Raw genomic sequence first — 12,172 nt, forward strand, 5'->3', positions numbered from 1 at the left:
CGATAAAACCTTTGATCGAATACAAGAAAAGGATGCCGTCATGAAAGGGTTTGTCGCCGTATTATGGGGAATGCTGCTCGTCTTGATGCCATTCGCTGCCTGCCATGCTCAGGACAGCGAGCTTTTTGCCTTGAAAAACCGCTGGGAATATATCACCACCCAGACGCCTGAGAACAAGCGCGCCGATGCCTTGGGCGAACTGGCGGAGGATGCCAAGGCGCTGGCGAAAACCTATCCGAACAACGCTCGAGTGCTGGTCTGGCAGGGCATCGTGCTGGCGTCCCAGGCGCGGGCCAAGGGCGGCGTCGGGGCGCTGGGCTTGGCCAAGGAAGCCCGAGCATCGCTGGAACAGGCCATCCGTCTCGACCCGCAAGGTAACGCGGGTTCTGCCTATGTCACGCTGGGGGCGCTCTATGACCGGGTGCCGGGCTGGCCGCTGGGTTTCGGCGACGCCGATCAGGCGGAGCGCATGTTCGAGAAGGCATTGCGGATTCGTCCCGCAGGGATCGACGTCAACTATTATTATGCGGTGTTCCTGCAAGACGAGGGTCGTCTTGCGGAGGCGCGCCAGCATGCCCGTCGCGCCGTGGAAGGCGAGGCGAGAGCTGGGCGGGAGACCTCCGATGAAGCGCTACGCCAGGAGGCCAGACGACTGCTGCGCGAGCTCGAATGAATGACGTCCTGCGCCGGGCTGGAGTAACCTGGCGCTTATGAGCTTCGATCATGCTTCCTTGCCCGCGGTGCTGGCGGGCCCTATCCTGCGCCGGAGCGACCCGGAAAGAATCCTGCTGTGGCTGGTGGGCTCGCGGCCGCTGAGCCTCGAGCTTGTGCTATCACCGCAGGATGACTCGATGCCGCGCCATCATGTCTTGAGCGCGGACAACTGCCGGGTACTGCCGCTGGGTAAGCACGCTTATCTGCATCTGATCGATGTGCAGTTCGATAGACCTCTGCCGCAAGATGTGCGTATCGACTACGACCTGCGTCTGAAGGGGGAAACGGATCAGGGTATCGCCGACTGGGCGCCGCATCTGCTTTATGAAGGCGCAGCGCTTCCCGGTTTCGTGATTGCCTCCCGCCTGCACAGCCTGCTGCATGGCTCCTGTCGCAAGCCGCATCATCCGGGCAGGGACGGCCTGGTGCGGGCGGATAGCTGGCTGGCGGAACGTTGGGCGGAACCCGACAAGCGCCCCGCCTGGCTGCTGATGACCGGGGATCAGATCTACGCGGACGACGTGGCTGGGCCGATGCTGGTGGCGATTCACGCGCTGATTCGCCGTCTGGGGCTGTTCGACGAGATCCTCGAGGACGCCATGGTGGCGGATAGCCAGGCGCTGTTCGCCTCCTCGGACACCTATTACCACCGGGAGCGATTGCTGCCGGACATCGTCTCCAACGAGGCGCTGCGAGAGCGGCTGTTCGGCGGGGTCAGAAAGCCCATCTTCACTACCGCCAGCGCCCAGAATCACCTGATTACCTTCGCCGAAGTGCTGGCCATGTATCTGCTGGTCTGGTCGCCGGTGCCCTGGCGACTGATCGAGGTGAAGCCGCCGGATCTGGATGAAAAACACGCCAAGCGCTTCGATGAAGAAGCCGTCATTATCGAAGACTTCGTCAAAAATCTGCCGCAAGTAGCCCGCTTGCTGGCCAATCAGCCCAGCCTGATGATCTTCGATGATCACGATGTTACCGACGACTGGAATCTCAACGCTGCCTGGGAAGAAGTGGCCTACGAACATCCGTTCTCCCGGCGCATCCTGGGCAACGCCTTGCTGGCCTATCTGCTCTGCCAGGGCTGGGGCAACGACCCGGATCGCCTGGCAATGCCCATGAGCGAGATTACGTCGTTGCTGAGCGCGGCCCACGCCCAGGATGCGCTGCCCGATCTTGAGCAGGACGCCGCCATTCGAGAACTGCTGCGCTTTCAGGGGTGGGAATACGTGGTGCCCGGCCATCCCAAGCTGGTGGTGCTGGATACCCGCACCCGGCGCTGGCGCAGCGAGCGGAAACGTCACCGACCCTCGGGATTGATGGATTGGGAGGCGCTTTCCGATCTGCAGCAGGAGTTGCTCGACGAGCCGGCGGTAGTGGTGGTGTCGCCGACGCCCATGTTCGGGGTCAAGCTGATCGAGAGCGTGCAGAAGCTCTTCGCCCTGGCGGGCAAACCCCTGATGGTGGATGCGGAGAACTGGATGGCCCATCGTGGCGCGGCCAGCGTGATGCTGAATATCTTTCGCCATTCTCGCACGCCGGCCAATTACGTGATCCTTTCCGGGGACGTGCACTATTCTTTTGTCTATCGCATTCGTATTCGCGATCGCCGACATGGCCCCAACATCTGGCAGATCACCAGCAGCGGCGTGAAAAACGCCTTTCCGGATACGCTGCTGGACTGGTTCGATCGACTCAACCGCTGGCTTTACGCACCCTGGTCGCCGTTGAACTTTTTTACCAAGCGCCGGGAGATGTACGTCACGCCCAGTACGCCGGATCGCGGCAAGGCCGGAGAGCGGCTGTGGAACGGTTCCGGCATCGGCTACGTGACGCTTGATGGGGAAGGGCGCCCGCAAGCCATTACCGAACTGGACGCTCGGAACCTGGACGTTCATTTTCCCCTTGAAGAGCCCGGAGAAGAGCGCCTGGAAATTTCGTCTGACAAGAAGCGGGGTTGGCATCCCCGGGGCGGGCCGTGATAATAACCCCTTTGCGTTGAGGAGGGTTCATGGCCGACTGCTTCGGTGAAGGCCCGCGTTTCGATAGCAAGGACGTTGAGCGGCTCGAGGACGAATGCCTGTATCAAGGCTTTTTTCGCCTTGAGAAGCGCCATCTTCGCCATCGCCTGTTCGAGGGCGGCTGGAGCGAGAAGATTCAGCGCGAGGTGCATGTTCGTCACGACGCGGTGGGCGTGCTGCTCTACGACGTGGAACGTGACGCGGTGGTGATGGTCGAACAACTTCGTGCCGGCGCCCTGAGTGATCCCGTCAGTCCCTGGAAACTCGAGCCGGTGGCGGGCCTGGTCGAGAAAGGCGAAACCCCTGCGGATGTCGCCAGACGCGAAACTCTGGAAGAAGCCGGCTGCGAAATTGGCGAGCTGATCGAGCTGCACGCCTACTATCCAAGCCCCGGCGCCTGCGACGAGCGGGTCACGCTGTTCTGCGGACTGGTGGACAGCCGGGGGATCGGCGGCGTGCACGGAGTAGAAACCGAACACGAGGATATCAAGGTGCATGTGCTACCGTATGGTCGTGCCTGGGAACTTCTCGAAGCCGGCCGGCTCGATAACGCCATGTCCCTCATCACATTGTATTGGCTGGCGCGGGAGCGTGCTTCGCTACGCGCCAGACGCTAGAATTTGTCTGAAAAAGTGTTTGTCTTAAAAGAGTTGTCTGAAAGGAGTTTGCCTGTGCCCAGAGCCGCCTATGTCACCGATCTCAAGACCCTGCAGGGAGAGTGCAGCGCCAACTACTGGCGTCTGTCTCGACTGCTGGGTGAGCTCGAGATCGGCGAGGTGCGCGAGGTGAATCTGGGTGACCACGACAAGCGATTCGGCGCCCTGTGGCTGGAAGTATTGGAAGTCGCTCCTTACACCACCACCGTGAGTATCAGCCAGAGCGGCGCGCTGGATTCCTTTGTCGAGACGCCACGCATGCGGGTTCAGCTCTATCACGATGTGCGCATGGCAGAAGTGGTGGATTTCCAGCGTCAGCGTCACTTCGATGGCCGCTATCGCTATCCCAACCCCCGCATGCATCAACCGGACGAAAAGCTGCAGCTCAATCGTTTTCTCGGCGAATGGCTGGAACATGGCCTGGCTCACGGCCATTCCCTGGATCTGATTCGCTAGCTTCTCGCTCCTTCCCATGGCACGTCTGATCCAGATCACCGACTCCCACCTGCAAGCGGATCCGAAAGCCCGTTGTCGAACCGGCCATCCGCTGTCTCGGTTCGAACAAGTCCTGGAATACGCCCGCCGGCAGCAGCCGGACGCAGTCATCCTGACCGGGGATATCGGCGAGAACGGTTCGCCGGGTGCCTATCGTCTGGCCGTTGAACGATTGGACCAGTTGACGTGCCCCTGGTACTGGCTGGCGGGCAATCACGACGACCCTGAGGTCATGGCGCGGTACCGGAGCGTCGTCGACGAGATCGAGCTGGACCGGTGGCGGCTGCTGATGCTGAACACCCAAGTCTTTGGCGAGCCCTTCGGCAAGCTGGGAGAGGCGCAGCTGGAGCGCCTGGCGGTGCGGTTACGCCAGGACGAGCGGCCTACCTGGCTTGTCATGCACCACCCGCCGGTGACGATCGGCTCCGCCTGGATGGATGCGATCGGCCTTCAGGATCGCCAAGCCCTGTGGCAATGCCTGGAACGTTTTCCTCAGGTGCGAGGTATTCTCTGCGGGCATATTCATCAGGCTTTTACACAGACCGTTGTCTGCGGCGGAGGAAAAATCGCGGTCCATGGCTGCCCGGCCACCTCGGATCAGTTCCTGCCTCGGTCCGACGCCTTCGCCGTGGACGAGCAGGCGATGCCGGGCTATCGCGTGGTCGAGTTAGAGGACGCCGGCTTTACGACCTGGGTGGAGCGCGTCGAAACGCAGAAGAAGCAATAGGTTATAAAAAGATAGTGATTTATTCTTTTGGGTTATTTATTTGAGCCGGTAGGCTGAAGCCATGACGGATTCATGGTCTCGGCTTCCGGCTTTTTTAATACGTTTCATCTTAGCTTCGCGCTGGCGTTCCGCAGGCCATGACCTTTCGTTTTTTTCCGGTTCACCTTACGAGGTCTCAAGCGCCATGCTGTCTCCCGAGCGTCAAACCCACCTGAAACAGCTCGAAGCCGAATCCATTCATATTCTGCGGGAAGTCGCCGCGGAGTTTCGCCGCCCGGTCATGCTGTATTCCATCGGCAAGGATTCCTCGGTGATGCTGCATCTGGCGCGCAAGGCCTTCTATCCTGGCAGGCCGCCGTTTCCCCTGATGCATGTCAACACTACCTGGAAGTTTCGCGAAATGATCGCCTTTCGCGACACCATGGCGCGGGAAACCGGCATGGAGCTGATCGAGCACATCAACGAAGAGGGCCGGGCGGCCAACATCAATCCCTTCGATCACGGCAGCGCCAAGTACACGGACGTGATGAAGACCGCTTCCCTCAAGCAGGCCCTGGACAAGTACGGCTTCGACGCGGCCTTCGGCGGCGCTCGGCGGGACGAGGAGGCCAGCCGTGCCAAGGAACGGGTCTATTCGTTCCGGGACAGGCATCATCGCTGGGATCCCAAGAATCAGCGTCCGGAGCTGTGGAATCTGTACAACGCCCGCATCAATCCCGGCGAATCGATTCGCGTCTTTCCGCTCTCCAACTGGACGGAACTCGACATCTGGCAGTACATCTACCTGGAGTCGATTCCCATCGTGCCGCTTTATTACGCCGCACCCCGCCCGGTGGTGGAGCGAGACGGCATGCAGATCATGGTGGACGACGAACGCCTGCCCCTGGCCCCTGGCGAAGTGCCGGAAGAGAAATGGGTGCGTTTCCGGACCCTCGGCTGCTACCCGCTCACCGGCGCGGTGGAGTCCCGAGCGGCGACGCTGCCGGCGATCATCCAGGAAATGCTTCTGACCCGCAGCAGCGAACGCAGCGGCAGGGCTATCGACCACGACCAGGCCGGCTCGATGGAGAGGAAAAAACGCGAGGGGTACTTCTGATGGCTCACCAATCCAGCCTGATTGCCGATGACATCGACGCCTATCTCAAGGCCCACGAGAACAAGGATCTGCTGCGCTTCATCACCTGTGGGAGCGTGGACGACGGCAAGTCGACCCTGATCGGCAGGCTGCTGCACGATTCCAAGATGATCTTTGAAGACCAGCTGGCCGCCATTACCCTGGCCTCCAAGACCAGCGGCACCACCGGAGACACGGTGGATCTGGCGCTGCTGGTGGACGGGCTGCAGTCCGAGCGGGAGCAAGGCATCACCATCGATGTGGCCTATCGCTATTTCTCCACGGACAGACGAAAGTTCATCATCGCCGATACCCCGGGCCACGAGCAGTACACCCGCAACATGGCCACCGGCGCCTCCACCGCGAGCCTGGCGATCATCCTGGTGGATGCCCGCCACGGGGTGCAGACCCAGACCCGCCGGCACAGCTATATCTGCGATCTGCTGGGTATCCAGCACCTGGTGATCGCCATCAACAAGATGGATCTTGTGGCGTATTCCCAGGCGCGCTTCGAGGAGATCGTCGCACAGTACCGCCGCTTCGCCGAGAATCTCGGCGCTCGGGACATTCGCTTCGTGCCGATTTCCGCCCTGAAGGGCGACAACGTGGTCAACAAGAGCGATGCCATGCCCTGGTATGGACAAGGGGCGTTGCTGGAGCATCTCGAGACGGTGGAGATCAGCCGGGACAGTAACCTGTCGGACCTGCGCCTGCCGGTACAGTACGTGAATCGACCGCATCTGGATTTTCGTGGCTACAGCGGCACCCTGGAATCCGGCATCCTGCGCCCGGGGCAGGCGGTCAAGGTGCTGCCTTCCGGCAAGACCTCGCGAGTCGCGCGCATCGTCACCTTTGACGGCGATCTGGAAGTGGCCTATCCGGGCCAGGCCATCAGCGTGACCCTGGACGACGAAATCGATATTTCCCGGGGCGATTGGCTGGTGGGGGCCGGCGAGGAAGTCGCGCTGTCTTCCGGCATCGAGGCGGATATCGTCTGGATGCAGGAAATTCCGCTGGAGATCGGCAAGAGCTACGATATCAAGCTCGCCAGCCGGGAGTTGACCGGTCAAATCAGCCGTCTCGACTACCAGGTGGACGTCAACAGCCTGGCACGGGAGAAGACGAACCGGCTCGAGCTCAACGGCATCGGTCGCGCCCATTTTGAGCTGACCACGCCAATTCCGGTAGATGAGTATCGACGCAGCCCGGGCACCGGCAGCTTTATTATCATCGACCGCTTGACCAATGCCACCCTGGGGGCGGGGCTGATTCGCGGCGTCAGCGAGGTATCGAAGGAGCCGACAGGGGAAGTGGACTGGCAGGCCTTCGAAGTCGAACTCAATGCGCTGGTGCGCCGGCACTTCCCCCATTGGGAAGCCAGGGATATCGGCAAGCTGTTTTCCTAATCGACCGGGACTGGTTCATTGATCTGCAGCAGGCGAATCAGCTCCCGGCGCTCTTGGGGATTTTCGATGAGATCCGCCAGGGTGTATTGATCCAGCACACCGAAGAAGGCGTCCAGCGCCTTTGCGAGGAGAAGCTTGATGCGACAGGCCGGGGTGATCACGCATCGATTGGCCGGGCCGAAGCATTCCACCAGCACGAGATCCTGCTCCGTATCCCGCACCAGCTTGCCGAGGTTGATGTCTTCCGGGCGCTTCTTGAGTATCAGCCCGCCGTTCTTGCCGCGGGTGGCCTGCAGGTAGCCCTTGCGATTGAGTTCCTGAACCACCTTCATCAGATGATTGCGGGAAATATCGTAGCGTTCGGCGATTTCCGCGATGGTGGAGCGCTGTTCGCCTTTCAAGGCGGTGAACAGCAGCACACGAAGCGAATAATCCGTGTAGCGAGTGATATGCATGCTCAGGAGCCGTTGCGGGTCGCGCGAGGCACGACGTTATTGTTTGTTGTCGACGTGGTCGGGTTGGGTCTTGTCAGCAGAAAAGTCGCCACACAGCAGAAGAAAACGCCGGTGACGATCAGCACGAAAAGCGGCGAGCCCTTGTAGGCGAGCCAGGACCAGCTCAATAACAGTAAACAGCAGGCCAGCCACTTGGCACGCTTGGGAACCGCACGCTGCTCTCGCCAGGCGATCAATGGCGGCCCGAGATGCGGGTGCCGCCACAGCCAGGTGGCCAGCCGGGGCGAGCCCTTGGGGGCCGCCCAGGCCGCCACCAGCAGAAAAGGGGTGGTAGGCAACAGCGGCAAGACTGCGCCGACGGCGCCCAGGCCGATGCACAGGAACGCCAGACACCGGTAGACCAAACGAGATAGCTTGCCGGGGGTTGCCATTGAAGGCCTCCTTGGCGGCCTGGCCCATAAGATGTATTTTGGATATATATTATGCTTTGATCAAGGAATGCTCAAGCCATGCGTCAAGGCAAGAACACCATGATTTCCACTCGGCATTATCCCGCCTGGACCTGGTTCTTCCCGGCGGCGAGCCTTTACGCTGCTCTATGGATGCCGCTATCGCTCTGGGTCATGCTTTCAGGCGACGAGTTTCAGACCGTCAACATGCCGAATGTATCCTTGGCCTACCTGCATGCTCAGGAGCTACTGTTCGGTTTCGCCCTGGCGGTGATCGCCGGCTATCTGCTGGGGCCCTTGCCGTTCAAGAAACTGGCGCCGCTGTTCCTTCTCTGGTTGCTGGCAAGGCTTGGCATCCTGCTTGCGCCACAGACCCTGATGGCACCCTTGGCGGGCAGCGGTTTCGTTCTGCTGCTGGCTTGGCAGCTGGTGCCGCGCTTCAAGGCCGCCAAGAAATGGCGCAATCGCCTGCTTTCGCCGCTGCTGCTGGCGATCTGCCTGGCAGCGGTAGCCGCTCAGTGGTCGAGCCATATGCCGTTGTCGAAAGCGGTACCGATAAATTATTCGCCGTCGGGTCTGCTGTATATAGCGGTGCTGCTATTGGCCTTATTGATGCTTTTCATGGGCGGTCGGGTGATCGCGCCGGCGGTGGCGGGCTATCGTCAGCGTCTTGGCGGCATCCTCAAGGCTCGGGTACAGCCGAATCTGGAAGCGGGGCTGATTCTCGCCATGCTGCTGGCCATTGGGCTCGCATTCTGGCCGATGGTCTACCGCTGGGCCGGAGTCCCGCTGGTGCTGGCGGGGCTGATAGGATGGCTACGGCTGCTGCGCTGGCAGCCTTGGCACTGTCTGGGCAGGCCCGATCTGTTATGCCTGGGCATCGGCTATGCCTGGCTTGGGACGGGGCTGATCGTCAACGGCATTGCCTTGCTCGCCCAGCAATCGTCGGTTGCCTTGATCCATGTCATCACTGTCGGGGCGCTAGGCACGCTGACAAGCGGTATCATGTTGCGAACGGCGTTGCTGGCGGCGAGTCCAAGATCCAGCCTCGATCTGGGGCGTGAAAAATATTTTGCATGGATCACCGGCTTGATCGCCATTGCCACGCTGTCGAGGCTTTTCGCGTCCTTTACGCTGATCTATCACGTGCCCCTGCTCTGGATCGCCGCGACAGCCTGGAGCCTTGCCTGGTGCCTGCTGGGGCTGCGGCTCGCCAGCGTGGCAAACGAATACCTGATTCACCGAAATACAAGACAAGCCGCCCGTTGAGTGGTGAAACAGACAAGAGACGACATGAAATAAGGCAGCTCGAATATTCATCGCTGCCTCAAGGAGACGACATTGGCTATCGCCTGTTATGCGGACTTACTGCGCGAAGCGCGCCAGCAGAAAGAGGCTCAGCGCCTGCTTTTCGTGTTCACCCGAGCGGAACTGCCGGATAACCCGAACGACATCCAGCGCGAACGCTTCGAGCGGGGCGAGGGCGGGGTACTGGTGCCCGTGCTTTGCGTCGACAAGCTCCCGGAGGAGCTGACGGACATGGCGGCGCTACTCGAGGAATCGAAGCGCACCGGAATCGACTGGGACATCGTCTTCGTCGCGGCGCTGGCGGGCCATGAGTCCTTCCCTCCTACCAGCGATGACGCGGAAGCGACGCTGCAGCGGATGGTCGAGACCATCCAGCAAGGCAGCATCGAACATTTTCTGGCTTTCGATCGCCGCGGCGACGTCGCCAGCTTTCATTGAGTGTCGGAGCCCGCCATGAGCCAAGAATCCTTGACCTTCGAGCGTAGCCTGGTGGAGAAATACGATCGACCGGGGCCGCGCTATACCTCCTATCCCACCGCACCGCGTTTCCATACCGCCTTTGCCCTGGACGACTACCGCGACGCCATCGCTCACAGCAATGGCGATCCGCTGCCCAAGCCCCTGTCGGTCTATATCCATATCCCGTTCTGCAAGAGCCTTTGCTATTACTGCGCCTGCAACAAGATCATCACCCACAAGACCGAACGGGCGGTGGAATACCTGAACTACTTAAAGCGCGAGATCGCCCTGCAGGCGCATCTTTTCGATCCGGATCGCAAGCTGACCCAACTGCATCTGGGCGGCGGCACCCCGACCTATCTCACCAACGCCCAGCTGAGCGAGCTGATGGAGGCGCTGGATGAGGCGTTTACCCTGGAGCGGAGCGAATCCCGGGAATTCTCCCTGGAGGTGGATCCACGCACCGTCTCGCCTCAGCAGATTCACGAACTCCATGCGCTGGGCTTCAATCGCATCAGCCTTGGCGTGCAGGACTTCGATCCGGACGTGCAGAAGGCGGTCAATCGCGAGCAGGGCGAACAGCAGACCCTGGATCTCATGGAGGCGGCGCGGGAGGCCGGCTTTGACTCGATCAGCGTCGATCTGATCTACGGCCTGCCGCTGCAGACCGTTGCGAGCTTCTCCCGCACCCTGGACAAGATCATCGCCATGCGCCCGGACAGGATCGCCTCCTACAGCTACGCCCATCTGCCAGAGCGCTTTCGCGCCCAACGCCTGATCCGGCCCGAGGACATGCCGCCGCCGGAGCGCAAGATCGAACTGCTGGAGCTGACCATCAATCGCCTGCAGCAGGCGGGCTACGTGTATATCGGCATGGATCATTTCGCGCTGCCGGACGACGAGCTGACCCGCGCTCAGGAAAACGGCACCCTTCAGCGTAATTTCCAGGGCTACTCCACTCACGCGGACTGCGATCTGATCGGCCTGGGCATCACCGCCATCGGCAAGGTCGGGGACACCTACAGCCAGAACGTCAAGACCCTGTCCGAGTACTACAAGTGTCTCGACGAGCTGCACCTGCCGGTGCAGAAAGGCTATCAGCTCAACGACGACGACCGGCTGCGCCGGGATGTCATCCACCGGCTGATGTGCCATAACCAGGTGGAATTCGCCCCCATCGAAGCCGCTTACGATATCGACTTCAAGGCCTATTTCAGCGACGCCTTCGACGCGCTGGAAGAGCAGGTGCGCGACGGGCTGGTGAGCATCGATGAAGAAAAGCTGGTGCTCAAGCCCCGCGGGCGGCTGATGATGCGCAGCGTCGCCATGGCCTTCGATGCGTATCTGAGCGAGGATATCCGCGAGAGACGGTTTTCGAGGACGGTGTGATTTTACGATTGGCCGATCTTCAAGACTTCTGGATGCTCAGGCCCTCGGCGCTGTATTAAGGGCTAAAAGGATAACGCCTATAATTTAGCTAGGTTAGCTAAGTGGGGTGTCGAAATGCAGATCAATATGCACGAAGCCAAAAGCCAACTTTCCGCGCTGGCTGAACGGGTGAATCGAGGGGAAAAGGTAGTGATCGCCAAGGCCGGCGAGCCTTGGGTCGAATTGATTCCCTATAGACAGCCGTCGCGGCGCACGCCAGGTCGTTACAAAGGGCAGATTCTCATGGCCGCGGATTTCGACAAGACGCCTGAGGACGTAGTCGCCGCCTTCGAAGGAGAGTAACCATGCGGCGGATACTGCTCGATACCCATGCGTTTCTCTGGTGGCTGGCCGATGATCCTCAACTGGGAGCGCAGGCAAGGGAAATCATCGCGGAGCCGCGCAATACAATTTTTGTCAGCGCCGCCAGCGTCTGGGAGATCAGCATCAAAAAGTAGCTCGGCAAACTCGAAGCCCCTGGCGATCTGAATAACATTATCGAGGACGAAGGTTTTATCCCACTGTCCATAGCTCCTTTCCACGGTGAGCAGGCAGGAAATCTACCCATGCACCATCGCGATCCATTTGATCGCATGTTGATCGCCCAGTCCCAGGCAGAGGGGCTTACGTTGATGACCGCTGACACGGCTTTTATATACTACGCCGTCCGTACGATACCTGCTTGCTGACTCGTCGCCGAAGCGTTTCTTTCACGGGGTCTCGGCATTCAACTCCCCCCGCCCCAGCTTGCCCAACAGCGGCAGGTCAATTTCTTTAAAGCGAATCATCTCGCCGCCGTGCTCGTCGATAAAGGCTTGCGCTTCGGCTTGCTCGGCGAAGGGTGCCAAGGTGTGGCCCATGGCGCCACGCTGGCCGTGGCCGATGCCCCATAAAAAGGCGCCCAGCATGACGAAACTCGGCCCTAACCATATAGGGGTATTTC

The 12,172-nt window shown here is 60.5% G+C and carries 14 protein-coding genes and 1 pseudogene; 12 read left to right on the plus strand and 3 right to left on the minus strand.

Features of this window, described 5'->3' with window-relative positions:
• The first annotated feature begins 40 nt into the window (after positions 1-40).
• The 7 genes from FGL86_RS09215 to cysN all read left to right on the plus strand — a co-directional run bounded on the left by FGL86_RS09215 (position 41) and on the right by cysN (position 7,130).
• Positions 41-673: a tetratricopeptide repeat protein gene (locus FGL86_RS09215; protein WP_147184285.1), complete on the plus strand. Its 633-nt coding sequence runs from the start codon at positions 41-43 to the stop codon at positions 671-673.
• Positions 674-710: 37 nt separating this feature from the next.
• Positions 711-2,693 (plus strand): alkaline phosphatase D family protein, encoded by a 1,983-nt coding sequence (locus FGL86_RS09220; RefSeq protein WP_147184286.1) that lies wholly within the window; start codon positions 711-713, stop codon positions 2,691-2,693.
• Positions 2,694-2,722: 29 nt separating this feature from the next.
• The gene (locus tag FGL86_RS09225; protein ID WP_147184287.1) at positions 2,723-3,349 is read left to right on the plus strand and encodes an NUDIX domain-containing protein; all 627 of its coding nucleotides are present in this window, start codon (positions 2,723-2,725) and stop codon (positions 3,347-3,349) included.
• A 54-nt stretch (positions 3,350-3,403) separates the two neighbouring features.
• Complete coding sequence (locus FGL86_RS09230) at positions 3,404-3,844, plus strand: DUF1249 domain-containing protein (protein ID WP_147184288.1); 441 nt, start codon at positions 3,404-3,406, stop codon at positions 3,842-3,844.
• A gap of 16 nt (positions 3,845-3,860) precedes the next feature.
• Positions 3,861-4,610, plus strand: a complete 750-nt coding sequence (locus FGL86_RS09235; protein WP_147184289.1) for a phosphodiesterase — start codon at positions 3,861-3,863, stop codon at positions 4,608-4,610.
• Between the two features lie 184 nt (positions 4,611-4,794).
• Entirely contained in the window at positions 4,795-5,706 is a 912-nt protein-coding gene (gene cysD, locus FGL86_RS09240; protein WP_147184290.1) for a sulfate adenylyltransferase subunit CysD, read from the plus strand.
• Complete coding sequence (cysN, locus tag FGL86_RS09245) at positions 5,706-7,130, plus strand: sulfate adenylyltransferase subunit CysN (protein WP_147184291.1); 1,425 nt, start codon at positions 5,706-5,708, stop codon at positions 7,128-7,130. Before cysD ends, cysN begins: the two co-directional genes overlap by 1 nt.
• Here the strand turns inward: cysN and FGL86_RS09250 are convergent.
• Both FGL86_RS09250 and FGL86_RS09255 read right to left on the minus strand, forming a co-directional pair.
• On the minus strand, positions 7,127-7,585 hold the full coding sequence (locus tag FGL86_RS09250; RefSeq protein ID WP_147184292.1) for an RrF2 family transcriptional regulator: 459 nt from the start codon (positions 7,583-7,585) through the stop codon (positions 7,127-7,129). The two genes, cysN and FGL86_RS09250, sit on opposite strands and share 4 nt — an antisense overlap.
• Positions 7,586-7,587: 2 nt before the next feature.
• Complete coding sequence (locus FGL86_RS09255) at positions 7,588-8,016, minus strand: YbaN family protein (RefSeq protein ID WP_147184293.1); 429 nt, start codon at positions 8,014-8,016, stop codon at positions 7,588-7,590.
• Between the two features lie 78 nt (positions 8,017-8,094).
• Here FGL86_RS09255 and FGL86_RS09260 point away from each other — a divergent pair, with 78 nt between their 5' ends.
• The 5 genes and pseudogenes from FGL86_RS09260 to FGL86_RS18305 all read left to right on the plus strand — a co-directional run bounded on the left by FGL86_RS09260 (position 8,095) and on the right by FGL86_RS18305 (position 11,918).
• Complete coding sequence (locus tag FGL86_RS09260) at positions 8,095-9,303, plus strand: NnrS family protein (protein ID WP_147184294.1); 1,209 nt, start codon at positions 8,095-8,097, stop codon at positions 9,301-9,303.
• A gap of 72 nt (positions 9,304-9,375) precedes the next feature.
• Positions 9,376-9,780 carry a ribonucleotide reductase subunit alpha gene (locus FGL86_RS09265; protein WP_147184295.1) on the plus strand — a complete coding sequence of 135 codons (405 nt, stop codon included), beginning with the start codon at positions 9,376-9,378 and terminating at the stop codon, positions 9,778-9,780.
• A gap of 15 nt (positions 9,781-9,795) precedes the next feature.
• Entirely contained in the window at positions 9,796-11,190 is a 1,395-nt protein-coding gene (gene hemN, locus FGL86_RS09270; RefSeq protein WP_147184296.1) for an oxygen-independent coproporphyrinogen III oxidase, read from the plus strand.
• Between the two features lie 114 nt (positions 11,191-11,304).
• Positions 11,305-11,532 carry a type II toxin-antitoxin system Phd/YefM family antitoxin gene (locus tag FGL86_RS09275; RefSeq protein ID WP_147184297.1) on the plus strand — a complete coding sequence of 76 codons (228 nt, stop codon included), beginning with the start codon at positions 11,305-11,307 and terminating at the stop codon, positions 11,530-11,532.
• A gap of 2 nt (positions 11,533-11,534) precedes the next feature.
• A pseudogene (locus tag FGL86_RS18305) lies at positions 11,535-11,918 on the plus strand (type II toxin-antitoxin system VapC family toxin).
• Positions 11,919-11,939: 21 nt separating this feature from the next.
• Here FGL86_RS18305 and FGL86_RS09285 read toward each other — a convergent pair.
• Positions 11,940-12,137 (minus strand): nitrous oxide reductase accessory protein NosL, encoded by a 198-nt coding sequence (locus FGL86_RS09285; protein WP_147184298.1) that lies wholly within the window; start codon positions 12,135-12,137, stop codon positions 11,940-11,942.
• Positions 12,138-12,172 lie beyond the last annotated feature (35 nt).

It is taken from the genome of Pistricoccus aurantiacus (assembly GCF_007954585.1).
Classification (GTDB): domain Bacteria; phylum Pseudomonadota; class Gammaproteobacteria; order Pseudomonadales; family Halomonadaceae; genus Pistricoccus; species Pistricoccus aurantiacus.